28 protein-coding genes are annotated in these 23,225 nt (G+C 61.7%); 13 read left to right on the top strand and 15 right to left on the bottom strand.

Features of this window, described 5'->3' with window-relative positions:
- Nucleotides 1-8 precede the first annotated feature (8 nt).
- The 6 genes from H4I97_RS22115 to H4I97_RS22140 all read right to left on the bottom strand — a co-directional run bounded on the left by H4I97_RS22115 (nucleotide 9) and on the right by H4I97_RS22140 (nucleotide 5,679).
- Nucleotides 9-1,439 (bottom strand): TadA family conjugal transfer-associated ATPase, encoded by a 1,431-nt coding sequence (locus H4I97_RS22115; RefSeq protein WP_182307865.1) that lies wholly within the window; start codon nucleotides 1,437-1,439, stop codon nucleotides 9-11.
- Nucleotides 1,440-1,538: 99 nt separating this feature from the next.
- Nucleotides 1,539-1,715, bottom strand: a complete 177-nt coding sequence (locus tag H4I97_RS22120) for a Flp family type IVb pilin (protein ID WP_182309033.1) — start codon at nucleotides 1,713-1,715, stop codon at nucleotides 1,539-1,541.
- Between the two features lie 431 nt (nucleotides 1,716-2,146).
- Nucleotides 2,147-2,572: a TadE/TadG family type IV pilus assembly protein gene (locus H4I97_RS22125; RefSeq protein WP_182307866.1), complete on the bottom strand. Its 426-nt coding sequence runs from the start codon at nucleotides 2,570-2,572 to the stop codon at nucleotides 2,147-2,149.
- Nucleotides 2,569-4,314 carry an AAA family ATPase gene (locus H4I97_RS22130; protein WP_182307867.1) on the bottom strand — a complete coding sequence of 582 codons (1,746 nt, stop codon included), beginning with the start codon at nucleotides 4,312-4,314 and terminating at the stop codon, nucleotides 2,569-2,571. Before H4I97_RS22130 ends, H4I97_RS22125 begins: the two co-directional genes overlap by 4 nt.
- A gap of 28 nt (nucleotides 4,315-4,342) precedes the next feature.
- Nucleotides 4,343-5,140: a Flp pilus assembly protein CpaB gene (gene cpaB / locus H4I97_RS22135; protein ID WP_182307868.1), complete on the bottom strand. Its 798-nt coding sequence runs from the start codon at nucleotides 5,138-5,140 to the stop codon at nucleotides 4,343-4,345.
- Nucleotides 5,141-5,166: 26 nt separating this feature from the next.
- Entirely contained in the window at nucleotides 5,167-5,679 is a 513-nt protein-coding gene (locus H4I97_RS22140; protein ID WP_182307869.1) for an A24 family peptidase, read from the bottom strand.
- A gap of 253 nt (nucleotides 5,680-5,932) precedes the next feature.
- Between H4I97_RS22140 and H4I97_RS22145 the strand changes: the two genes are divergently transcribed.
- Nucleotides 5,933-7,168: a pilus assembly protein TadG-related protein gene (locus H4I97_RS22145; protein ID WP_244658908.1), complete on the top strand. Its 1,236-nt coding sequence runs from the start codon at nucleotides 5,933-5,935 to the stop codon at nucleotides 7,166-7,168.
- A 142-nt stretch (nucleotides 7,169-7,310) separates the two neighbouring features.
- On the opposite strand, the gene H4I97_RS22150 is transcribed toward H4I97_RS22145, so the two are convergent.
- Nucleotides 7,311-7,835 carry a MarR family winged helix-turn-helix transcriptional regulator gene (locus tag H4I97_RS22150; RefSeq protein ID WP_244658826.1) on the bottom strand — a complete coding sequence of 175 codons (525 nt, stop codon included), beginning with the start codon at nucleotides 7,833-7,835 and terminating at the stop codon, nucleotides 7,311-7,313.
- A gap of 35 nt (nucleotides 7,836-7,870) precedes the next feature.
- On the opposite strand from H4I97_RS22150, the gene H4I97_RS22155 reads away from it, so the two are divergent.
- From H4I97_RS22155 to H4I97_RS22170, 4 genes are all read left to right on the top strand, one after another.
- Nucleotides 7,871-8,293, top strand: coding sequence for a DoxX family protein (locus H4I97_RS22155; RefSeq protein ID WP_182307871.1), 423 nt, complete (start codon nucleotides 7,871-7,873; stop codon nucleotides 8,291-8,293).
- Between the two features lie 24 nt (nucleotides 8,294-8,317).
- Entirely contained in the window at nucleotides 8,318-8,803 is a 486-nt protein-coding gene (locus tag H4I97_RS24680) for a Rieske (2Fe-2S) protein (protein WP_244658827.1), read from the top strand.
- On the top strand, nucleotides 8,685-9,287 hold the full coding sequence (locus H4I97_RS22165) for a glutathione S-transferase family protein (protein WP_244658909.1): 603 nt from the start codon (nucleotides 8,685-8,687) through the stop codon (nucleotides 9,285-9,287). The genes H4I97_RS24680 and H4I97_RS22165 overlap by 119 nt, the downstream gene beginning before the upstream one ends.
- A 176-nt stretch (nucleotides 9,288-9,463) precedes the next feature.
- Complete coding sequence (locus H4I97_RS22170; RefSeq protein ID WP_182307873.1) at nucleotides 9,464-9,673, top strand: hypothetical protein; 210 nt, start codon at nucleotides 9,464-9,466, stop codon at nucleotides 9,671-9,673.
- 115 nt (nucleotides 9,674-9,788) lie between these two features.
- Here H4I97_RS22170 and H4I97_RS22175 read toward each other — a convergent pair whose 3' ends face one another.
- Complete coding sequence (locus tag H4I97_RS22175; protein ID WP_378143320.1) at nucleotides 9,789-10,346, bottom strand: MarR family winged helix-turn-helix transcriptional regulator; 558 nt, start codon at nucleotides 10,344-10,346, stop codon at nucleotides 9,789-9,791.
- Nucleotides 10,347-10,487: 141 nt separating this feature from the next.
- Between H4I97_RS22175 and H4I97_RS22180 the strand changes: the two genes are divergently transcribed.
- Both H4I97_RS22180 and H4I97_RS22185 read left to right on the top strand, forming a co-directional pair.
- Nucleotides 10,488-12,038, top strand: coding sequence for an AMP-binding protein (locus H4I97_RS22180; RefSeq protein WP_182309036.1), 1,551 nt, complete (start codon nucleotides 10,488-10,490; stop codon nucleotides 12,036-12,038).
- A 59-nt stretch (nucleotides 12,039-12,097) separates the two neighbouring features.
- Nucleotides 12,098-12,928, top strand: a complete 831-nt coding sequence (locus H4I97_RS22185) for a p-hydroxycinnamoyl CoA hydratase/lyase (protein ID WP_182307874.1) — start codon at nucleotides 12,098-12,100, stop codon at nucleotides 12,926-12,928.
- Nucleotides 12,929-12,958: 30 nt separating this feature from the next.
- Here H4I97_RS22185 and H4I97_RS22190 read toward each other — a convergent pair whose 3' ends face one another.
- The 3 genes from H4I97_RS22190 to H4I97_RS22200 form a co-directional block, all read right to left on the bottom strand.
- Complete coding sequence (locus tag H4I97_RS22190; protein WP_182309037.1) at nucleotides 12,959-14,872, bottom strand: putative bifunctional diguanylate cyclase/phosphodiesterase; 1,914 nt, start codon at nucleotides 14,870-14,872, stop codon at nucleotides 12,959-12,961.
- A 282-nt stretch (nucleotides 14,873-15,154) separates the two neighbouring features.
- Nucleotides 15,155-15,325 carry a hypothetical protein gene (locus H4I97_RS22195; RefSeq protein WP_182307875.1) on the bottom strand — a complete coding sequence of 57 codons (171 nt, stop codon included), beginning with the start codon at nucleotides 15,323-15,325 and terminating at the stop codon, nucleotides 15,155-15,157.
- Between the two features lie 113 nt (nucleotides 15,326-15,438).
- Nucleotides 15,439-15,648: a cold-shock protein gene (locus H4I97_RS22200; RefSeq protein WP_182307876.1), complete on the bottom strand. Its 210-nt coding sequence runs from the start codon at nucleotides 15,646-15,648 to the stop codon at nucleotides 15,439-15,441.
- A 1,158-nt stretch (nucleotides 15,649-16,806) separates the two neighbouring features.
- Between H4I97_RS22200 and H4I97_RS24685 the strand changes: the two genes are divergently transcribed.
- From H4I97_RS24685 to H4I97_RS22230, 6 genes are all read left to right on the top strand, one after another.
- Nucleotides 16,807-16,977 (top strand): hypothetical protein, encoded by a 171-nt coding sequence (locus H4I97_RS24685; RefSeq protein ID WP_244658828.1) that lies wholly within the window; start codon nucleotides 16,807-16,809, stop codon nucleotides 16,975-16,977.
- A 263-nt stretch (nucleotides 16,978-17,240) separates the two neighbouring features.
- Entirely contained in the window at nucleotides 17,241-17,450 is a 210-nt protein-coding gene (locus tag H4I97_RS22210; RefSeq protein WP_182307878.1) for a cold-shock protein, read from the top strand.
- 175 nt (nucleotides 17,451-17,625) lie between these two features.
- Nucleotides 17,626-17,973 (top strand): DUF6481 family protein, encoded by a 348-nt coding sequence (locus H4I97_RS22215; protein ID WP_182307879.1) that lies wholly within the window; start codon nucleotides 17,626-17,628, stop codon nucleotides 17,971-17,973.
- Nucleotides 17,974-18,063: 90 nt separating this feature from the next.
- Nucleotides 18,064-19,104, top strand: a complete 1,041-nt coding sequence (locus H4I97_RS22220) for a fatty acid desaturase (protein WP_182307880.1) — start codon at nucleotides 18,064-18,066, stop codon at nucleotides 19,102-19,104.
- Between the two features lie 60 nt (nucleotides 19,105-19,164).
- A complete protein-coding gene (locus H4I97_RS22225) occupies nucleotides 19,165-19,455 on the top strand; it encodes a hypothetical protein (protein ID WP_182307881.1) in 291 nt (96 codons plus the stop codon).
- 16 nt (nucleotides 19,456-19,471) lie between these two features.
- Nucleotides 19,472-19,747 carry a hypothetical protein gene (locus tag H4I97_RS22230; protein WP_182307882.1) on the top strand — a complete coding sequence of 92 codons (276 nt, stop codon included), beginning with the start codon at nucleotides 19,472-19,474 and terminating at the stop codon, nucleotides 19,745-19,747.
- A gap of 27 nt (nucleotides 19,748-19,774) precedes the next feature.
- On the opposite strand, the gene H4I97_RS22235 is transcribed toward H4I97_RS22230, so the two are convergent.
- The 4 genes from H4I97_RS22235 to H4I97_RS22250 all read right to left on the bottom strand — a co-directional run bounded on the left by H4I97_RS22235 (nucleotide 19,775) and on the right by H4I97_RS22250 (nucleotide 23,165).
- Complete coding sequence (locus H4I97_RS22235) at nucleotides 19,775-20,440, bottom strand: FkbM family methyltransferase (RefSeq protein WP_182307883.1); 666 nt, start codon at nucleotides 20,438-20,440, stop codon at nucleotides 19,775-19,777.
- A 189-nt stretch (nucleotides 20,441-20,629) separates the two neighbouring features.
- Nucleotides 20,630-21,706 carry a saccharopine dehydrogenase family protein gene (locus tag H4I97_RS22240; RefSeq protein WP_182307884.1) on the bottom strand — a complete coding sequence of 359 codons (1,077 nt, stop codon included), beginning with the start codon at nucleotides 21,704-21,706 and terminating at the stop codon, nucleotides 20,630-20,632.
- Nucleotides 21,707-21,710: 4 nt separating this feature from the next.
- Nucleotides 21,711-22,484 (bottom strand): amino acid ABC transporter ATP-binding protein, encoded by a 774-nt coding sequence (locus tag H4I97_RS22245; RefSeq protein WP_280527693.1) that lies wholly within the window; start codon nucleotides 22,482-22,484, stop codon nucleotides 21,711-21,713.
- Between the two features lie 15 nt (nucleotides 22,485-22,499).
- Entirely contained in the window at nucleotides 22,500-23,165 is a 666-nt protein-coding gene (locus H4I97_RS22250; protein ID WP_182307885.1) for an amino acid ABC transporter permease, read from the bottom strand.
- Nucleotides 23,166-23,225: the final 60 nt, after the last annotated feature.

Below are 23,225 nucleotides of genomic sequence, written 5' to 3' on the forward strand. Positions count from 1 at the left end.
AGCGACGGCTAAGCCGCCGCCGCGATTTCCGCGGCGTCGAGAGCGGAAGCGAGCCGCTTTTCCTCTCCGTAGTAGCGAGCGCGGTCCCAGAAGGCCGGTCGCCCGATCCCCGTCGAACGGTGCCGACCGATGATGTTGCCCTTGGCATCTTCGCCCAGGATCTCGTAAACGAACAGATCCTGCGTCGTGACGACGTCACCCTCCATGCCGAGCACTTCGGTGATGTGCGTGATGCGACGGGAGCCATCCCGAAGACGGGCCGCCTGCACGATGACGTCCACGGACGAAACCAACATTTCCCGGATGGCTTTGGCGGGAAGACTGTGTCCGCCCATGGTGATCATCGCCTCGACACGGGAGATTGCCTCCCGAGGCGAGTTTGCGTGCAGCGTTCCCATGGATCCGTCGTGCCCGGTGTTCATCGCCTGGAGAAGGTCGAATGCCTCGGGACCGCGGACTTCGCCGACAATAATGCGCTCCGGCCGCATGCGAAGGCAGTTCTTCACAAGGCTGCGCATGGTGATCTCACCTTGACCTTCGATGTTCGGCGGACGGGTTTCGAGTCTGACGACGTGTGGCTGCTGCAACTGGAGCTCGGCGGCGTCCTCGCAGGTGATGATGCGCTCGCCATTGTCGATGTAGCCCGTCAGGCAGTTGAGCAGTGTGGTCTTGCCCGACCCGGTACCGCCGGAAATCAGGACGTTGCAGCGAACCCGGCCAATGATCTTGAGGATCTCGGCACCCTCAGGCGAAATCGAGCCAAAACGGACCAGTTGATCCAGGTTCAGCTTTTCCTTCTTGAACTTTCGAATCGTCAGGCTCGGCCCGTCAATTGCAAGCGGAGGGACAATCACGTTCACACGCGACCCGTCTGCAAGACGGGCATCGCAAATCGGGCTGGATTCATCGACGCGGCGGCCGACCTTGCTGACGATCCGCTGGCAGATGCTGACGAGCTGCTCGTTGTCGCGGAAGCGGACGCCCGTTTCCTCGACCTTGCCTGCAACCTCGATAAAGACCTGATTGGCGCCATTGACCATAATGTCCGCAATGTCGTCCCGGGCAAGCAAAGGCTCGAGAGGACCATAGCCCAGGATGTCGTCGCAGATATCGCGCAGCAGCGTGTTCTGCTCCGCCATGGAAATTCCCGCCTTCTTTGCCGCCACGATGTCGTTGACGATGGCGCCGATCTCTTTGCGGGCCTGCTCGACATCCATCCCGGACAGTGCTGCGACATCAATGGTGGCGATCAGCGCGCTGAAGACGTCCTTTTTCAGGACATAGTACTGGTCGGACTTCTCGGTCTTGGGGGGCGGCGGCTCGACGGCCTGACGGGGAGGAGAGGCAGGTGCTTCCCTCTTCTGCTCGTCCTTCGATGCATCATCCTGCACGGCCACGCTGGCGTGTTCCGCATCACTCAACGACTTCCTGCCGAACATGGAATGTCACCTCGCTTGCTGCTGCATCGTTCTTTACGCGAACGGGCCGGCGTGGATTTTCTCCGCCGCCAGCCCGCTCGCACTGCGTTGAAGAAAAGCTTACGCGGTCGGGAAGTTCAGGGCGTTCGCGATTGCCTGGAAGGCGCCGTTCACGTCGGTGCCGACCAGGCCAACCGTCGTGATGATCGCGACAGCGATCAGGCCGGCAATCAGGCCGTATTCGATGGCAGTGGCGCCGGACTCGTTGCGAACGAAGCGTGCGAGAAGGTTCTTCATCATTCAAGTTCCTTGTGTGGGGTTCTGGTTGAGCCGACACCAAGCATGCTTTGGCTGGATCGGTACCACAGCCGGGTGGGCAACTCTCTGGCTTCCCGCGCTCTGTGTAGCCGTTATATAGCTGCTGAAGAGCCTGCCGATCTATTCGGCTTCATGGCCGAACTCACCTGGACTACCGGTTCGGCCTGTTGGTCTAGACCGCTCGCCCGGACATCGTCTCGGCAGGCTCCGCCGCGCCAGGCCCGGCAGACCGTTCAGGCAGCTCGTTGAGTATGGCGGTGCGAGAATTGGTCACGCGCGGCGAAGAAAGCGCCCTGCAGACGCCGGGGCGATCGGCAAGTGGGCTGCCTGTTTGGACGGGGAAACGTCGGAAGATACGAGGCTTGCCAATTGCGACGGCACAGGGCCGCCCGTGTAAAGGGTGCGTGATCTCAACCGATCGGGATACGGCGCGAGAGCCCAATCGTGATCGGCGTGTCGACCAGGTCCGGCAGGAGGAACGTGAACGGATACCGCAAGGTCAACACTCTGAAATCCGATCCGTTCACCGTTTCCCTCGCCGTCATGACCTGGAGCAGGGCAGGATCGCCGCTTCGGAAATTCGCCCGCACGGCATTGTCGAGCTTCGCCGTGGCATCCGTTTCCGATAGATTCGGGCCGACCTGTCCGATCAGGACTTGGCGTGCCGCGACGTCTGCCGCATAGGACAAGTCGTTTTGCAGAAAGAATGCTCGCCCGAACTCCACAACGCCCAGTATCAGGAGAAACAGTGGCAGGCCGACCAGGGCGAACTCGACGGCCGTCGCGCCAGACTGGCATTGACGAACACGCCCGAGACGCGAACGAACGCTCGTCATTGCACCTGCACCTGCATCGAAGAGCTCAGCCGGAACGCGGGCAGGGCTTCAGGGAGCGACATTGGTTGATAGTCCTTGTGCGCCCGCATCCGATAGTAGACGTATTGGGACGCCATGCCGGAGCAGGGCGTCCCGCAGGCGGGAGCTGTCTCTGGCGCCACGCCTGCGCTTTCCGGGCACGCGCAGTAACGATGGACCGGGTCCAGGACCACGTTGCTGGCTTCGCCACTCCCTGCGAGCGTCGATTCCATCACCGCCAGCACCTTTGCCTCACCTGCATCGGACATCGCAGCCTGCGCCCCTGCACGGAGAACGTGATCCATTGCCATGCGTTGATGCAGGGCAAGCCCAATATCGGCCGTGGCGACCAGGCCGATCGCGAAAACCGGTGCGATCAATGCGAATTCAACAGCCGAAACACCACTTTCCGAGGCCTTCAGCTTGTTGAAGTGCTGTGCCGGCGAAAGCCGGTCTCCCGTCGGTTTCTTGCCCTTCAAAAATCCGGAAAGCAGTCCTCGAAACACCGATTTCGGCTTCGTTCGCCGCTCCCTGGTTCCGCCGACCCGCCAGGCAAGGGATACCATGGCCTTCCCGGCCGCCGATTGCGGGGCTGTCTCGATGATCAGGCGACCGTCATTGGCTGCCTTTCCAAACAGTGGCACGTCGAGTGGCACCGCCACATGCTCGTCCAGGCCGACGGCGTCAGCAAAGTCCTTCGATTTGATTTCTCGGAGCTTCGGAGTCCCAATCCTGTTGAGAACCAGTCTCGGTGGCGGATCGTTCGGCCGGGCCTGCTTCAGGAAGCTGACCATGTGTTTGGCATTGCGCATGCTTGCGAGATCTGACGTCGCCGTGATGACGATCTCGTCTGCCTCCATAAGGATTTTCCGCGTCCATTCGGTCCACAGATAAGGCAGGTCGAGAACGACGTTCCAGGAGCTCGACCGTGCGACGTCGAGAAGGCGATCGACGTCGCTTTCCTTGAGCTTGACAGCTTTGCTGTAGTCGCCTGCAGCGGTGAGCAAATGCAGATGATCCGAGTACTGCACGGCGAGGCGTCGCAACAGTACGTCATCGAGCCGCTCCGTGCTCGCAAGCACCTCCGCCATTCCCTGTGGCGCATCGACATCGAAGTTCAGGCCGAGTGTTCCGGATTGCAGGTCGAGGTCGGCCAGCAGAACGTCGGCGCCTGTCCTGTTCGACATCGCCATCGCGACGTTATGGGCGATGGTGGATGATCCCGTACCTCCTTTGGTGCCGACGAAGGCAATGATGCGCCCGAGCTTCTCGCTGTCGGTATGGCGAAAGCAACGCTGGACTGCTGCAATCAACGCCATTGGATCAAGAGGCGAAAGCAGGTAGTCGCTCACGCCGGCGTCGAGCAATGTCTTGTAGAGGTCGATGTCGTTCGAACGGCCGACGATGATGACCTTCGTGCCGGTCACGCATTCCACGGCTAGGGCCTCCAGCGCCGCCATCAGGCTCGCTTGGCTGTCGTCGTTCTCGATCACGATCAGATTCGGGGACGTGACGCCGCCGTAGAGCGCAGTGGCTTCTCTGATCCCTCCGGGTTTTACCGTCAGTGTGACGCGTGCCATGCGGCGGTCGATCGCAGCTGTCTGGGCTGCAGCGGCAATGACGTCGGATGTGCAGAAAACGGCAATATCCACTTTCGGGATGGATAGTGCCGGAGAAGCAGCTACAGCCTGGATGGGCTTTGCTTCTTTGTCGAGCTGGTTCATGTGGGTGCCTGCCTTCCTTGCGTCTCGATCAACTCCCGCTGGTGCCGGAGAGCGGCACCTGGACCACCATCTCGCGTCCACCAGCGAAGACCCGGACCACGCCTTGTTTCGTCTGCTCGCGCACCGACGCCGACACGTCGGTATTGTCGGTCGTCGAGCGCAAGGCGAGGGAAACGGTACCGGACGCCTCCGCCGCAGTGATGATCGCGATCTGCTCCGGTTTCACTTCGAGCGTCGCAGTTTTGCCGACGACCGCCGCACCGCCTGCACCGTCCGAGGCAACCTGGTCGATCGCAAGCACCCTGACATTCGTCAGCAAGGTCCTGCTCGTGACCTTGCCGGCGGCTCCGGATGCACCTGAACTGACGACAGTGTGGATGACGTCGACACGATCGTCCGGCAGAATGAACCCGCCGGCGGTGCTCTCTGCCGTGACGCGAACCGCGATCGCCCGCATTCCTCCCGGGAGCGAGCTGGAAAGGAAGCCGGCCCCTCGCTCGGAGAGCCTGTCACGCCGGATCGGTTCGCCCGTGACGAGGTCTCCGAGCGTGTGCCAGCCTTCATAAGACGCAGGCGCGTCAGGGACGTCGGCGCGGCTTATGAAGGCGGAAGGCACGTCGCCCTCCCACCGTTGCCAACGCAACGCGCCCTTCTCGACGACCGCTCCTCTTGCCATGTCGGACGCCGCGACCAGGACTTCCTTTGATGACGTCGGTGTGGTCGCAGTGACGATCGTGTCGGCGGGCTCCTCGGACGAGGCAGCCGCGAGCCATGCGGCAACACCGCCGGATGAGAGGGCGAGCACGAGTATGAGGATCCGTATCATTGCGGCGACCCTTTCCTTGGGCGATTCTACAGGACGGTGGCGTACCAGTGGCTTTGTGGAAGCAGAACGAGTGCTGCCAAGGCGAGCGCGACGCCGTAGGGCACGCCCATGTCGTCGTCATGAAGGCGTCGGAACCATGCTCTCGATACGAGTGACGTGGGCACGGAAATGCGCCGCAACGGAAGGACCAGCATGGTCAATGCTGCTCCGAACACGGACGCGTAGAGAGCGAACTCGAGCGCAAGACCGTGACCGAGCCAGAGGACTACGACGGGAGCAAGCTTGGCATCTCCGCCGCCGATCCATCCCATGGCGAAGAGGCCCATCGTGCAGGCGAGGGCGGTTGTCGCCGCCAGAGCGCTCAGGAACGCGGTATCGACGCCGATACCAGTGGCAGGAGCGAGAACCAGGTAGGCAGCGAAGAGGACGATGACGAGACGGTTGGAGATCGTCATCGTTAGCACGTCCTTGATGCCCGCAAAGATTATCGTCCCTGCAAAGAGTAGAAGCGCAATCCACGCAAAGAGTGCCGAGAGCATGTTCGTACCTTTCGGAGTACCGACCGTGACTTGGTGACGATGCACTATGTGCCCGCTTCTCGTCGTCCGCGCCATTCGGCCTGATGGACTAAGGGAGGACGGGCGATCAACGGTCTGGACTAGTCCGTCAGGTCGAATGGTCGTGGGCGCATCTTCTCGCGTATAGCGATACTAGAGCGAAACCACAGGATGTGAGACGCAGATGCGCCAGAAGTCACGACGGCATCTCCCGATACGCTACGCCCGCGGGTTCATGAGGCACTTTGTGCGAGATGATGCGGGCGCTGTGGCGGTCATCGCCGCCATTGTGTTTCCAGTCGTGGTTGGCGCGATGGGGCTGGGGGCCGAGACCGGCTATTGGTACTTCAAACAGCGCGAATTGCAGCACGCGGCCGATGTCGCTGCCCATGCCGCGGCCATCCGCTACCGCGCGGGCGACGGACTTTCATCCCTCGGTGCTGCGGCGACGACCGTCGCTGTCGCCTCGGGCTTTGTGTCTTCTTCCGGCACGCTCAATGTCAGCACCGAAGCGGGGTCTGGGGCCGAAAAGGTCACTGTCGTCATCAGCGAGACGCATGCGCGGCTGTTTTCCTCCGTCTTCTCCAATGCCCCGGTCGTTTTCAGCGCCCGTGCGGTGGCACAGGTCACGGGGGGCTCGAAGGCCTGCGTCCTGGCGCTGTCGAATTCTGCCTCGGGTGCTGTCACTGTGACGGGTTCGACGGAAGTTCAGTTGTCCGGGTGCAGCGTCGTTTCGAACTCGACGGCCTCCGACGCCTTTCTGATGAAGAATGGCAGCGCGATGATGTCCACGGACTGCGTTTACACCGTAGGCGGTGCGATGACCACAAGCGGCCTTACCCTGTCGGGATGCGATGCGCCTGTCGAGCGTGTACCACCGACTGCCGACCCCTTCGCCTCGGTCGCCGAACCCGACGACATGCAGATCCAGCAGCTTCCTTGCCGAACGCTCGAGTATATCTCGAATTCCACCTACACGTTTGACCGATTCCCGTCGGGGGAGGAGGCCCTACGGTTCTGTGGTGGGCTGGACATCAAGGGAAACGTGACGCTGAAATCCGGGCTTTACATTCTCGATGGAGGCGATTTCACCGTAACCGCCGGCGCCAACCTGTCCGGTAGCGGCGTGACCCTGCTGCTGGTCAACGGCGCGGCTGTGAAGCTGACCGGAAACGGAAACATCGACCTCTCGGCGCCGACGAGCGGGCCCTACGCAGGTCTCCTCTTCTTTGCTAGCCGCAGGACCACGGGTTTGGTCCATGAGATCACCGGGAATACGGAGTCGACCTTTCAGGGCAACATATACATGCCGACCGGGCAGGTTGCGTTCACCGGCAACTCCTCGGTTTCGGGGGGATGCACGCAGATCGTCGCCGATCAGGTGGTCTTCACCGGCAATTCCGCGATGGAAACTTGCGCCCTGTCGAGCGATGAAATCCTGGTCGGCCAGACGGTCGCGCTCATCGAATAGGACGGCCCGGCCCGGCCGGTCGTGTACGCTCGGACGCATCCTGAGCTGTGCCGCCACGCCGCAACCACCACAAGCTCAAGTCGGCTGCAACGTCGGTCTCGTGAACGTCACCGGCGGATGGCGGTCGCCGCTGCGGCAGCGATCAACGCGGCGTGCGCTTTTTCGGGCGGTGAGCCACTATTCGCTCCAGCAGATCGCTGAGCGTGTTCGCTTGCTCGTCAGAAAGGTGCTGTCCGACCGCGGCTTCGATCGCGGCGGAATAGACTGCCCAGATCTCGCGCCGCGCCGTCTTGCCGGCGTCGGTTATCGTGATGAGCTGGCCACGGCCGTCTTCCTCGCAATTCTGGCGCACAATGTATCCGGCCTCTTCGATCCGGCTCAGCAAGCGTGACAGGCTATATTGCGCGAGCAGCATGGCTTTCTCCAATTCGAAGGGGCGCAAACCTGCCGGCCCGGCCCGCTCGACCTCGAGAAGAACGTCATACCACGCGAGTGGCGGCAGCTTTGCGGCCTTCAGGCGTTGCTCGATTACGCCCATGGCGGTCTGTTGCGCTCTCGTCAAACGCGCCCAGGCGCGAATAGCGGCATCACTCGGTGTTTTTTCCATAACGGCGTCATAACACAAAGATGCAAATGCATCCAGATTGACAGATAGATGCATATGCATTAAAAAACATGCAAATGCATCTAAATGGAGTCGCCATGTTTCCCATCACCTCTTCCGATTACGCCGGCCTTGTGCTGCGCCTCAGCCTCGGGCTGATGTACCTGTCCCACAGCATCCTTCTCAAGTTTGTGACTTACGGCCTCGACGGAACGGCGATGTTCTTCGTGCACGTCGGCCTGCCTGGCTGGCTCGCCTACATGACCTTCGTCGCTGAGGCGGCAGGCGGGATACTGCTTGTGCTGGGGATCCAAACCCGGTGGGTGGCTCTTGCGCTCACGCCGGCTCTGGCGGGCGCCATCATCTGGGTTCACGGCGCCAACGGCTGGGTCTTCACCGCGCCGAACGGCGGCTGGGAATATCCGGCGTTTCTGCTGGCAATAAGCATCGTCCAGTTCCTTCTCGGCGACGGAGCCTTCGCTCTTTCCCGTTCGCGCACATTCGAGTTCAGCCGCGGCTGACATGAGACAACAGGAGATTCCGTCATGAAACACGAACTCTGCAAGGTGGCGGACATTCCCGCCGAAGGCAGTCTCCTTGTCCCATTTTTCGGGCGCGAACTTCATGTCTATCGCAGCGGCAACCGGATAAGGGCGGCGGCCAATGTGTGCCTGCATTTTGGCGGACCGCTCGAGTGCCGGGACGGTCGGCTGGTGTGCCCGTGGCACAACGCGGCCTTCGACATGGCGACAGGTGACCGTGTGGACGGCCCGGCGCCGAAGGGATCGCGCCTGATGTTCCTGTCGACACGCGTCGAAGACGACGGCCTCTACTATGTCTGGGGGAGTGCAGGGCATGACCTCGTTGACGTTGATCAGCCATCCGCTCTGCCCCTATGTGCAACGCGCAGTGATTTCGCTTTCGGAAAAAACCGTGCCGTTCAAACGCATCGATATCGACCTTTCCCAAAAGCCGGACTGGTTCATGGCGATTTCCCCACTCAGCAAGACACCGGTCCTCAAGGTCGGTGATCACCCCATCTTCGAAAGCGCCGTGATTCTCGAATACCTGGAAGAGACGGCGCCCCATCCGCTGCATCCTGCAGATGCCCTTTCGCGTGCCGATCATCGGGCATGGATGGAGTTCGGCTCAGCGGTCCTGAACGACATTGCAGGTTTTTATTCCGCCCCTGACGAGGCAGCTTTCGAGGCCAGGATGGTTGCCCTCAAGGCGAAATTCGGCCGGATCGAACAGCGCCTTGGTGACGGCCCGTTCTTCGACGGCGACCGGTTCTCGCTGGTCGATGCGGTCTTCGGACCCGTCTTTCGGTATTTCGATGTCTTCGACCTCGTCGGCGACTTCGGCATTCTGGCGGATAGGCCCAAGACGAACGGCTGGCGCTCGGCTCTCGCTGCACGCCCCTCCGTCGCATCCGCAGTCGGCGCCGATTACAACATGCGCCTCAAAGCCTTCCTGCATGGGCGTCCATCCTATCTGGCAAGACTGATGCAATGACCTGTGCTGATCTCAGTGTTTTGACGGCGCGGGCGTGGCAGACGCGCCGCTTCCGATGCCCGCGCTGCGAACCCAGCCGCCGTGCAACCGGTGAAGGCTGCCGGCGTTGGGTGAGATGATCCTCCCACAGCTCGACCAGGACGGGGCAGGATCGAGCCGTCGAAAGGAGTATCCCGATGGTCAGCGATAGCGACCGCGATCCGCGGCACCACACGCGCAAGATGCGCGCCCGCCTAGAAGAGACGATCAATCACCTCCGTGAAGATATCGACAAGGTTGACGAGCCGCAGCTCAAGGCGATGTTCGAGACCTCGGCGGAAGTCCTCGAAGGGCTGAGAACGGCGTTCTCGCACTACGAGACCCGCAGCGAAAGCGCATGGCGCTGAGCGCATCGTCGCTGCTCCGAACTTGGTCCGGGTAAGGTCGGCCGATGGACGTCCCCTCGGCCGACGATCGAAGTCCAGGGACTTCGCTATGCCATGCGCCGGAGGCTCCGCAAGCTCAGTCAGGGCGCGTCCGCCGTTCCGGCAGGTTGCCGGCTTCCTGGTCCCCATGCGGCCCTTCGCCAGAGAGATAGATCCGCCGCAACTGCGCGATGAACGCGTCGAGTTCGGCCGCGGAAAAGCGCGAGGTGAAGCGCTTTTCATGGGCGGCGATGAGATCCCGGGCTTCCTGCAGCACCGTCTGCCCCTCGCCGGTCAGAAAGAGGTCCTTGCGCCGGCGGTCGATGGTTGAGGTGCGGCGTTCGAGGAAGTTGCGTGCCTCCAGACGATCGACGAGCGCCATCGTCGTTGCCTTGTCCATGCTGAGAAGCTCGGCGATGTCGATCTGCACGACGCCGGGATTGCGCCCGACCAATTCCAGCACCGTGAATTGTTTCGGGGTCAGGGAAAGGCCGGCCATCGTCGCCTGATAGTCCTGGAAAATAGCGACGTTCGCCATCCTGAGGTGGAAGCCGAGGATCTCCGTCAGGCAGCCCATGTCCAGAGGGTGCTTTCCCGCAGTGCCCGGACCGGGCACCGAATGTCCATCGTCTTCCAGTTTTCCGTCTCCCGCCACGCCGGTCTCCCCGCAGATTTCACGATCGCGGCACTCCTAGCATTTTCCGCTTGTGCCGGCGACCGGATTATATAATATGTAATACATACTAATGTGGTTCGTATGGGAGTGCGGACCGTGGAGGAGAAGGTGGAGGAGAAGATGGACCAGCACGCTTTTGCCGGCGTCTCGATGGATACGGCCTTCGCGCTCGGCGATCCGGTCGGTTACCGCGCTCTGGTCGGTCCCCGTCGGCCGGCGGTGTACGAGGTAGGGACGGGTAACGATCTCACCTATGGAGAACTTGACGACCTGGTTGCCCGGTTCGCCGCGGTCTTCCTGAACACCGTCGCCACGCCCGAACCTTTTCCCCGCATCGCCTATCTCGGACGAAATTCTATCGCCGCAGTCGCGGTCTGCCTCGCCTGCCAGCGCACCGGCTACGTCTTTGTTCCAGTCAATTGGCGTCTCGGCCCCGCCGAGATTCTTCAGATCCTGGCCGACTGCCAGCCATCTCTCCTGATCCACAGTGCCGAGTTTGCCGACGCGGTCGGCGAGATTTCTGATCACGTTCCCGCGCTGCTCTCCGTCGAGGGCGAGCATGGCCTGCTGGCGCTGGCCGCCGACAGCCCGCGTGCGGAGCCTGAGGCCGCGACCGGCGACGGGCCCTGCATCATGCTCTACACCTCCGGAACGACCGGAGCGCCGAAGGGCGTCGTCGTGACGCGCCGCAACGCCTTTGCCGCAGCGCTCAACTTCGCCCTGGTCGGCGAGGTGACGGCGCGCTCGGTCGCCCTTCTCGACCTGCCGCTCTTCCACACCATCGGTCTCGTCGCGATCGCCCGCACCACGCTCTTGATGGGCGGACGGCTGGTGATTTCCGACCGATTCCTGCCCGAGCGGACGCTTGCAACACTCGGCGATCCCTCGCTCGGCGTGACGCATTATTTTGCCGTACCACAGATGGCGGCCGCATTGCGCGCCTCTCCGAACTGGGACTCCACCGCGCTGAGAGCCTTGCAGGCGATCTTCATCGGCGGAGCGCCTCTCTCTCCGGCTTTGATCGAAACCTTCCTCGCGGACGGTATCCCGCTCGTCAACGGCTACGGCATGAGCGAGGCGGGTACCGCGATCCATATGCCACTGGACCCCGACATGGTAGCGGGTTTCCCCGGAGCCGTAGGCTTTCCGGCACCTATGCTCGATGTCCGCCTTGTCGGCGACGATGATCGCGACGTCGCTGACGGCGAGGTCGGCGAGATCTGGCTCCGCGGCCCATCGGTGACGCCGGGCTACTGGAACAAACCCGAGGAGACCGCAAGCGCCTTCGTTGGCGGCTGGTACCGCAGCGGCGATCTCGGCCGCCGTGGCCCCGGCGGCGTCATCTACGTGCCCGACCGGCTGAAGGACATGTATATCAGCGGTGGCGAAAACGTCTTCCCCGCCGAGGTGGAAGCGGTCATCGGCGCCCACCCGAAGGTCCTCGACGTCGCGGTCGTCGGCGCGCCGGACCCGAAATGGGGCGAATGCGGCATCGCCTTCGTCGTGGCCGCTGTTGCGGATGCGACCGCCGACGAGATCCTCCTCCACTGCGCCGAACGGCTCGCCTCCTACAAGCGGCCCGCCCGGGTGGTGTTCCTGGAGGCGATCCCGCGCACCGCCTCCGGAAAAGCGCAGAAGCACGTGCTGCGTACCCGTCATCTGCCCTCTTGATTTTCCGTTTCGCGGCCGGGTTCGGCCCTCACACAGATTTGGATGAAAGGACTGCAACAATGACCGAAACCGACAAGACCAAGGCCGATCCGGTCGTCGTCGACTTCGACGGCGGCATCGCTTTCGTGACCCTCAACCGACCGGAGAAGCGAAACGCCATGAACCCGGCGCTGAACCGCCGGATGATGGAGGTCCTCGACGAGCTTGAGGGCGACGAGCGCTGCGGCGTGCTGGTGCTGCGGGGCGCAGGCTCCTCCTGGTCGGCAGGCATGGATCTCAAGGAGTATTTCCGCGACAACGACGGCAAGGGGCGTCACGTGACGCTCAAGAGCCGCCGGCAATCGGGTGGCTGGTGGAACCGCCTGATGTTCTTCGAAAAGCCGACCATCGCCATGGTCAACGGCTGGTGCTTCGGCGGGGCTTTCACCCCGCTCGTCGCTTGCGACCTTGCGATCGCCGCGAACGAGGCGACCTTCGGTCTTTCGGAAATCAACTGGGGCATTTTGCCCGGCGGCAACGTCACCCGCGCCGTCGCCGAGGTGATGAACCACCGCGACGCGCTCTACTACATCATGACCGGCGAGACCTTCGGCGGCGAGAAGGCCCGCGAGATGGGACTGGTCAACGAGGCCGTGCCGCTTGCCGAACTCGAAACACGCGTCCGGAAGATCTGCGCAAGCCTCCTCGAAAAGAATCCGGTCACCCTGAAGGCGGCGAAGGACACCTTCAAGCGTGTCCGCAACATGCCCTGGGATCTTGCCGACGACTACATTTACGCCAAGCTCGAGCAGATGCTCTATCTCGACAAGACCCGTGGACGCGACGAGGGCCTGAAGCAGTTCCTCGACGATAAGACCTATCGCCCAGGCCTCGGCGCTTACAAGCGCTGAAGCCCGAAGCTCGCTCACCGTCGTCCTGCGTCACCTCGACTTGGGCGCGGCGGATCCGGCGGCGTCGAGATAGCTGCCCAGTTCATGTCCCGCCACCGGCGGCGAATAGAAATAGCCCTGGATCAACACGGCGCCCAGACCCGTCAGGGCGTCCATCTCCTCCTGGGTTTCCACGCCCTCGACCACACAGTCGAGGTGCATGTCGCGGCCAAGCGCCAGAAGCGATTTGACGATCTTGAGGCTTGCCGCATTCTTGTGCAGGTCCTTTACGAAGCTGCGGTCGATCTTGATCTTGGTCAATGGCAAGGCGTGCAGTCGTGTCAGACTTGAATAACCGGTGCCGAAATCGTCGAGCGAAATGCCGCAACCCAATGCCCGCAGCATTTCGATCGAACGGCGCACCTGCTCGAAATCGTGTGCGAAGGCCGTCTCGGTGATCTCGAAGTCGATCCGGTGACTGTCGAAACTGCTGCGGCCGAGGATGGCGGCGATCGCGAGCACGCTCTCTTCAGTGTTGAGGTCGTGTGCCGAGAGATTGAACGAGAGCCGCATGCCGGCGGGCCAATGTTCCGCAGCCGTCACTGCCTTCCGCAAGAGGCTGCGCGTAAGTCTGCCGACGAAGCCGCCCCGCTCGGCGACCGGGACGAACTCCCCGGGCGGAACAGGCCCGAGAACGGCACTTTCCCAGCGGGCGAGTGCCTCGAAGCCGATCGTCGTTCCGCTCGAGCTGTCGACGATTGGCTGGAAGACGACGGTGAGTTCCTCGTCCATGTCGGTCTGCTTCAGGACCTGCTCGATCAGTGCCTCGCGGCGGATCTGTGCATCCATCGCGTTCGAGAACAGCGTGCAGGTGCCGCGGCGCGTCCGCTTCCCGTGATAGAGCGCGTAATCGGCATGGTCGAACAGCATCTCCGGCGATGAGGCCGAGTCCGGATGGACGGCGGCGCCGACCGAGGCGGAAATCTGCACCGTGGCGGCGGGCAGCGCGAAAGGCTCCTGCAGGGCGCGGCAGATGTCGGTGCCGAACGAGACGAGCACGTCGGTCGCGCACAGATCCGTGGTCACGAAGGCGAACTCGTCGCCGCCGAGACGGAAGAAGCGGTTTTCGTCGGTCCCGAGGTTTTCCAGACGGCTACCGACCTCGACCAGGAGCTTGTCGCCGGTCGAGTGGCCGTAGATGTCGTTGACCGGCTTGAAGCCGTCGAGGTCGAGGACGCCGACGGCGACGCGGGCTCGGGTCGTGCTTGCGCGTTCCCAGACCGCCTGCAGGTGGGCGAAGAAGGCACGTCGGTTCGGCAGGCCGGTCAGGCTGTCGAGATTGGCGAGCCGCAGGTTTTCGTTGCTCAGCGTCTCTGTGCGCGCCTGCGCATCCACCATCTCGGCAAAATTGCGGTAGTTGACCATCAGGATCACCAGCATGCCGGCGCTGACGAGGGCGATGTTGACGGCGATGGCAATAAAGGTCGGCTGGCCGGTCAGCGCATAGAAGGGGATGAAGGTGCCGTTGACGATGACCGTCACCATGACGGCTGCCGACCGCAGGAACATCAGGCAGAAAATGCAGCTGATGACGGTGATCGACATGTAGAAGGCGAGGTGCGATTGCGCGTAGGCGTCGCCATACGGAAAGAGCATATAGGACCAGCCGGTAAAGACCGCCGCAATGATGAAGGCCAGCCGGTTGGTGCGCCGGAGCGCGTGGAGCGCTGCCTCTGGCGTCGGTTCGATGTTGCGCGATCTCCACCAGTGCAGGATGCGGGCGAGGCTCGCCGCGGTGAAGAGGGACGGGAGCCCGATGGTCAGCCAGAGAGGGGCTGTCGCCATGTGGGTTGCGGCGACCGCCCAGGTGCTCGTCATCAGGATGAAGTACATCATCGGCATCTGGCGGGCGAAGGCGCGGTACTGCTCCTTGAGCAGCGCCGGGTTGTCGGAAGGCACCGACATGAAGGCGATGGTGCGTGACACCGCCGATCTCAGTGGGTGATTTCGCGCGTCGGGTGGATATCCGGCAGAGGGCTTGAATAATTTCATTCACGCAGATCGCATAAAAAACGTCCTGCATTATCGACGGCGGTCGCTAAGAATCGGTTACGGCGGGCAGCGGAGGCGGCGCTCCTCGCCTCGGGGTGCCTTGCGGACGGGGACCATCGGAACTGCCCGAGCTACCACAAGGCTACGCCGATGGAACGAGTCCCGGGTTGACCGGAACTCCCCTTCCGGCCCAGCTTACCTCTTGCCGGCGACCCGTCGTGTCTTGTCGAGCTTGCCCCTGGCCGAGGATGTCTTTGCGTCATACCCTTGGCCGTGGTTCGTACCGCCGAGGTGCCCACCAGCACTGGTGTTCGCCACCTGCCGTTGCGCTCTGAGGATCTGGAGTGCTGCGTCTGTCTTTTTCATGAGTGTTTTTCCTAGATTGGAAAACGAGAAAAGGCCGGGCGAGCCCGACCTTGTTCGTACGGTTCTATGATCTGTGCCCTCTACGGTGGCCAGAGACCAGAACCAGGACTGGCTCAGGCTGCCTGAAGATTTTCGGCGGCAGTTTTGCCGGAGCGCTGGTCGGTGACGACGTCAAAGCTGACCTTCTGACCTTCCATGAGGTGCGTCATGCCAGATCGTTCGACCGCGGAGATATGCACGAATACATCCTTCGCGCCGTCCGTGGGCTCGATAAAACCGAAGCCTTTTGTCGAGTTGAAGAACTTCACGATGCCGTTGCTCATAACAATTTCCTTTCGATATTTCAGGAGTTTTTGGCCGGCAATATGCGGGCTAAACAGTCATCGATTTTGAAATTGAAGATCACACCAGCACAATTTGCACAAAAATGAAGAAAATCAGCCAAATTCGATTTTCAGAAACTATCAGTCGAGTGTGTTCGATACAAGGCAGCTTCGATTTTTATTTTGTTGCACTTTGCGACGGCGGGGCGCATTATAAGGCATCGGTAGCCATGTTCAGGGCGCTGCCGCTTCGGGGCCAGCATGCCTCGGCCCCAACGAAAGGAGGACGCCCGTGTCTTCCGAGCTTCAGCTACATCGAAATCTCCTCAGCGTAAGCGGGCCTGGATACCGTGAGAATATCCGCCATCGTGAGAGCGGTCCGACGAACGCCGCTGCACGAACTATATGGCGGTTCCGCACAGGTCTTTCGGCGTCAGGTCAGGCCCTGCCGTATTCGTTGTCCTTTTGCTCCATGTCGGCCTTGCTGGCTGGGCGCGCGGATACTGCAACTCCTCAAAGCTGAGTTCGATCCGGCGGTCGTTGTTCCACATCGGGCCAGAAATCGGTCAAAGCGGTCCGGCGGTTCGCTTCCTTTCACCAGACAGTCAACCTTGGAGAAATTGCCATGGCAAAGGGCCAAATGCGAAGTAACCGCGAAGCGCGGAAACCAAAGAAGGAGAAGGTCACGTCAGTCCCGCCCGTCGTTTCGGGCATTCAGGTCAAGCTCGCGAACAGCGGATTGAGCCTCGGCAAGAAGCAGCGATAGCTGCCGTGATAAAAGCAAGAGCGCCCTTGGCGGGTGGTTTGGATCACGAGCAGTTCCCATTTCCCGACTGACCGGGCCGGCCGGTCCTTGGTGGTAGTGCCCTTTCACGGAACGTACCGACCTACGATATCTGCCAGAGTGACTCTGAACTGGCGGAAATACTCGAGGAGACAGTCCATGACAGATATAGTCTGCCGTTTGTCCGAGAGTTTCTTCCGATCCTCACTTGCGTTGGCAGGAGCGGGGCCGCTGCTGCGGCTTCTCCGCGTGTTCAGTTCCAAAAGAGAGCAATTGGACCAATGACGAACGTTGATTACACTGCCGCCGCGGGACTTTACCCCTGCAAAACGGTGCGCCGCGCGAGCAGGCTTCGATACAAGAGGTTTGAAAGCGTGGCGGAAGCGCTCCGTTTTGCAATCGAGGACATGCCCAGCTCGATGCTCCGAGGCTGCGTCCTTGAGGTCGATGAGGCCCGCTTCGATGGGGCGCAGATGCAGAAGCTCTACGATGCTGACAGCTACCCGCTTCCGCGGCGCTTTCGCCCGGGCCGCCAGCGCCGGTGACCAGTGTCGCGCAGTTCGCGCGGCCACCGATCTGCGCGGGCGGGTCTTCAGTCGCGTATACCATCATAGGTAGAAACAAGGGAAAAGCAAAACAAAAGGTTGACGATTGCTCAGTGACCGTATATTGAACACCCATCGATACTTTGTTTGCTGATATTTGTTTGGCTGCGCCTCGCGCTTCGTGACGAACTTCCCCTTCAAAAGTCGAAAACACCGCCGTGCGTCGCCCGGCGGTACTCAACGTTGCTAAGAAAGGGCTCGTTATGGCCACTGGCACAGTTAAATGGTTCAACTCCACCAAAGGTTTCGGCTTCATTCAGCCTGACGATGGCAGCGCGGACGTTTTCGTCCATGTTTCCGCTATCGAGCGGGCAGGCATGAACACGATCGTTGAAGGCCAGAAGATCGGCTTTGAACTCGAACGTGACCGCAAGTCAGGCAAGATGTCGGCGGGCATGCTTCGCGCCGCCTGAAGCTTCAGCCGCAGGTGACCACGGATGTACTGGCATCGCGGCGAAAAGTTGGAAAGGCCAGGCACGTGTCTGGCCTTTTTCTTAGCTTGCACACCGCTGCAAATTCTGGAGCCAGTCCCGCTCAGGGCGTGACGTGGCGGAACTCTCGAACTAACGAGTTCCAAGGGATGAGAGATTGAGACACCCGAACGACAACGGCTTCCATGCACGCCGTACGGCCGCGGCCGAGGCAAAGCGCGCATTATTGGAAAAATTCGCATCCGCACCCAAGGCGGTCGATCCGCAGATGCGGGAGCGATTGGCCGCGCGTGAAGCGGTCGCCATCGCCAGAGAGCAGCGTCGGGCCGAGCGACAAGCGATGAAAGTCGCGGAGCACGAGCGAATGCTCGCGGATGCGCAGGCTCGCGCGGCTGCAGCAGCAGCCGAGGAGGCAGACGCCGCCAAGACACGACAGGACGACGAGGCTGCCCGCAAGGCGGAACGGGATCGCCGCTATGCCGCCCGAAAGGCGCGCCGGTCCTGACGATTCGAGATGCGCCCCTGATCGGGCGCGAGGAACAACACCGCCCTCTGCACTTTCATGCAGCGAAGCGCGTGAACGGATGGTTTTCCGATGAACACTATGATCCAAGTGCCTGCAGGGCCTCTCGAGGTCGATGCCGCGGCCTGGTTGAAAACCTTGTCGCGGTACCGCCAGCCACAAGTGCCGCGCAGCATCTTTGAACTCGTTGTGACGATTGTTCCGTTCGCGGCTTTCTGGTTTCTCGCATATGCCTGCATCTCCGCTGGTCTGTGGTTCGGGCTGATATTCGTCATACCGGCAGCAGCGTTTCTGTTGCGCCTGTTCATGATTCAGCATGATTGCGGGCACGGTTCGTTTTTTGCCCGTCGCGGTCTTGATGACTGGGTCGGGCGCTTGCTCGGCGTGCTTACCTTGACGCCGTATGACTACTGGCGTCGCGCTCATGCCGCCCACCACGCCTCGGCCGGGAATCTGGACGAACGGGGCGTCGGCGACATCACGACTCTTACGATTGCCGAGTATCGTTCGCTCTCCCGCACGGGGCGTCTCGGTTACAAACTCTACCGGCACCCGCTGGTGATGTTCGGTATCGGTCCCGCGTGGTTATTCCTTTTCAAGCAACGCCTGCCGTTCGGAATGATGCGATCAGGCGCCTTGCCGTGGATATCGACGATGGGCACCAACGCTGCCATCGCCATCCTGGCGGGCGTGATGGTCTGGCTCATTGGAATTGGACCCTTCGTCACTATCCACCTGCCGATCGTGCTACTGGCGGGTGCGGCCGGCATCTGGCTCTTCTACGTCCAGCATCAGTTCGAAGCGACCCACTGGGCCAAAGGCGACGACTGGCATTTCCCGGAAGCGGCGCTTCACGGTGCTTCCCATTACGATTTGCCACTGGCGTTGCGATGGATCACCGGCAACATCGGCATTCATCACGTGCATCATCTGTCGAGCCGCATTCCCTATTACCGGCTCCCCGAGGTGCTGCGTCATCACCCGGAGCTCGCTTCCATCGGGCGCATCACTTTCTGGGAGAGCCTGAAGTGCGTCAGGCTCGTCCTCTGGGACGAGCGAAGCAGAAAACTTCTCTCCTTCCGGGATGCCGCCAAAGTTACGACCACCGCGTGAATGCGTTGCAGCCGGCTTCTTGTTGGCCGCACTTCCTCGCAATGACAAAGAAGGACGATCATGATTGAACTAACACCGATACAGATACGAAGTCTGAAACTCGCGAAGGACGGAGACGTATTTCTCCACCAAGACGGCAAGAGGTGGACGCATCTCGACGCCACCGAAACCTATGCAAAGACCGACCGGTTCAAGGAACGACCGCAGAAGGTCAAGTTCATGAAAACCAGCACGCTGGTTGAACTGACCGAATTCGGTCTTCTGAAGAAGCTCGATCCCGAAGCGCAGACGGAAGAGTCCGCTCACGCCATCACGATGGCAGGAAAGATGTGGCTTCTCAAGAACAAGTGACGCCAGCAAAGAAGCATTGGCAGATCTGGTGGATGTGCCGTCCAAACATGCTCCTTGGTTCGCGCTCGTCACCCGCCGAGGGAAGCCGCAACCTCATGCAACGGATCCACAACGCTACAAATTGTCTGCTTCGATGAACGGCGAGAAGGATCGCAGCTTCGCCAACCCGGCCGGCCAACCGGCGATAGTGGGCCGTGGGTCGGAAGACGATATTGTCAAGGGAAGGTCGGGCGGCGCATGCCGCCGGCAACCTCAGGCGCTGACAAAGGCATCGACGTCATTCCTTGGCTGAATTACGCCTCAGGGACTGTGCATGCCCTCAGGCGGGTGCGTAGAGCCAGTCCAGCTTGTGATCGCCGATCTTTTCCACGAGCCGGTAACCCCTGATGCGGAGCTCCCATTCGGCCCTGGTTCCGAGCCATCCGAAGATGGACCCGGGCCGCCGGTTTTCGATGAGCACCCAGGGGCTGAACTGCTTCAACGTCTTCGTCGCACCGCGGATCGCGTTCGCCTCGTGGCCCTCGAGATCGAACTTCAGGAACGAGCAGGCATCAAGCTGCAACTCGTCGATCGAGATGCATTCCGTCGGTCCGGGACCGCAAATCCTGCTGGTGACGGTTCGGGCTTCCGCCTTCGGCGGCGCAACGGTCACATAGCCGTGGCGATCCGAAATCGCTTTGGGGTGGAGCGAGACCCGGTCGCGAATGCCCCATTCCTCGACGTTTCTCTCGAGACACTGGAAGGCATCGGTGTTCGGCTCGAAGGCATGGACGTGGCCGAAGTGCAGGGCCATTTCCCTGGTCCAGGCACCGACATTTGCTCCTCCGTCGACCGCGACGGCGCGCCCGGGGACCAGTTCCAGCGCCCTTCGAAGGTGGTGTATCTGAATGCCCTGGCGCTTCTCGAAACCTTCCTTGCTGCGTTCGAGGTTCCTGCCTGGCAGGGCGTCGATGTCAGGCACCCAGAATTCGCCGATCTTCTGCATTGTCTACCCCTGTCCGCCTTGCGCATGACCTTATGGCGACGCGCGCGATAGCTGTTCTCCGTCCAGGCCTTCCATCCGATGAATGCCCGCCGTTTGTCAACCGGCTCCCGGGCGGACAAGGCCCGCCGGCAAGCTCGTGTGCGGCGGCGGCAAGATCAGGCGTCGGTGTGCAAGGGCGGCGGTCCGTCGTCACCTCACCAACAGCGGTGCGAAATACGGATTCTCCAGGACCCCGGCAGGCGAAACGGTGTGGTGAGCCACGAAGCCGTTTTCTCCGAGATCGCCGTCGCGCAGGAGGGACAGCAATCCGGCCGCATAGCCTGCCGCGACCGACGTGATCGCATTGAAGGGACCGAGGGTCGCGCTCGGGCGGAACCTGTAGGACGACGAGGCTTCGAGCTTGCGTGCACCTCTGGCGGAGCGCGCCGTCAGGAACATCACCAGTTCGTCCTCCTCGACGATCGGCAGGCCGTTGAGGAGAAGCGAGCGCAGCATGTCGCGGCGGGTCCTGAGACCGAGGTCGTCGAGAAGGAACTGCATGTGATCGAGGTGACCGGGGTAGCGCAGTGTCTTGAAAGTGACGTCACCGACGCCGGCCGCCCGGAACATGGCGAGATCTTTCAGGCCCCGCGACGTCGTGAAACCTTCATAGGTGACACCGTCGAGGACGACGTGTTCCTTGCCTTCGAGCGGCGCGAGAAGGACATGCTCGCCGTTGCGAAGCGCCTCGCAGGGCGCCGTGTATTCATCGATCAGGCCGTCGATATCCCAGATCTGCCCGTAACCCAGACGGTTGGTCGGAAAGCGCGGGACCGAGCCGACGCGGATCGTCAGTTCGCAAACGGGCGCATATCGGGCGAGCAGCCCGCTTGCGATGTTTTCCACGAGGCCCGGCGACACGCCGCAGCCGTTGAGCACGACCCTTTCACCGGCAAGCGGTTCGAGCGCCTGCCGCGTCTCGGCATGCGGCGGCGAGAAATCGAGGAAATGCGTTTTCGCGGATGCGGCCGCCCGAGCGACCGCCGGTATCGCTCGCTCCGGCACGGCCGCGACCGTCACGTCGCTCTGCTTCAGCCGGCTTGCCAGCGGTTCGTGAGGCCCCAGGTGATGGAGGCGGGCGGGAAGGCCCAGCTCCTGCAGTCGGTCGAGCGCCTGCTCTGAGGGATCGACGACATGGATGTCGAAGCCTCCGCTGCTTACGAGGCAGGCAGCCAGCGCCGAGCCGATATTGCCGGCGCCGACGATCGTTATCCGGAAGTCGACCATCGGATCACCCTCTGAAGCGCGAGACGAACGCCTGCAGGCGCGGGTTCTGCGGGTTGAGGATCACATCGTTGGCCGATCCGGATTCTGCGATCACACCCTGGTCGAGGAACAGGACTCGATTGGAAACCTCGGCGGCAAACGCCATTTCGTGGGTGACGATCGCCATCGTCATGCCGGCATCCGCCAGCTGGCGGATGACCGTCAGCACCTCGCCGACCAGTTCGGGATCGAGCGCACTGGTCACCTCGTCGAGCAAGAGAACCTCGGGATCCATGGCAAGGGCCCGGGCAATCGCCACGCGCTGCTTCTGCCCGCCGGACAGATGGCTCGGATAGGCGGCGTGCTTTTCCGCGAGTCCGACCTTGGCGAGCAGGTCCATGGCGCGCTCCTCGGCCTCCTTGCGGGGCGTCTTGCAGACCACGATCGGACCTTCCGTGACGTTCTGGAGAACGGTCTTGTGCGGAAAGAGATTGAAGTGCTGGAAGACCATACCGACGTGGCGGCGGAGCGTGCCGATGCCGATGTCGCCGTCCTTGTCGCGGAACTTCTGACCGACCTTCTTCTGGCGAAAGCGTATCGTGCCGGCGCTCGGGATCTCCATCATGTTGAGACAGCGGATGAAGGTCGACTTGCCGGAGCCGGAGGGGCCGATCAGGGCCACCACTTCGCCACGTCCAAGGCTCAGATCCAGCCCCTTCAGGACTTCGAGAGGGCCGTAGCTCTTGCGTAGCGAGACCGCTTCGATGACCGGTGCGCTTGTTTCCTTGTTCATACTCATGATCGCACCGTTCCCTTAGTCGCTTGCCCGGAGGCGTCGTTCGATCCAGTCGGCAGCCTGCGTCAGCGGCAGAAGCATGACGATGTAGAGCCCGGCCATGATCGTGTAGGACTCCAGCGGCCGGTAGGTCTGCCCGTTGACGACGGCCGCCATGTAGGCGAGGTCGGCGACGGATATCACGGAGACCAGCGAGGTGTTCTTGAACTGGATCACCGACTGGTTGATGAAGGAGGGCAGCATGCGCTTGATCGCCTGGGGCAGGATGATGCGCGTCATCGACTGCCACGGGCTCATGCCGATGGCGGCGGCCGCCTCGCGCTGGCCACGGTCGATCGAGACGATGCCGCCGCGGAAAATCTCGGCGTAGAAGGCGCCGACATAGAGCGAAAGCGTCAGCATCGCCGCCACGCGGTTGTCAATGGATCCGCCGACCAGCAGCGGGAAGGCATAGTAGAACCAGAGCAACTGGACGAGGAGCGGCGTGCAGCGGAATATCTCCTGGTAGACCCGCGCCACCGCCTTGAGAACCTTGAAGCGCGACAGGCGCGCCCCGCAGGTGGCGAAGCCGATGATCACGCCGAAGAAGATCGACCCGAAGGTGTAGAGAACTGTGATCCACAGCCCTTCGAGAAAGAGGTCGTAGTTGAGCCAGACCGAGTGAAAGTCCCAATTGTAGGTCATCTTGGCCTTCTCTCCTGCGTGAATCTCCGCCACCGGCCGATATGGCGGTGGGTGTTACTG

Source organism: Ciceribacter thiooxidans, assembly GCF_014126615.1.
Classification (GTDB): Bacteria; Pseudomonadota; Alphaproteobacteria; order Rhizobiales; family Rhizobiaceae; genus Allorhizobium; species Allorhizobium thiooxidans.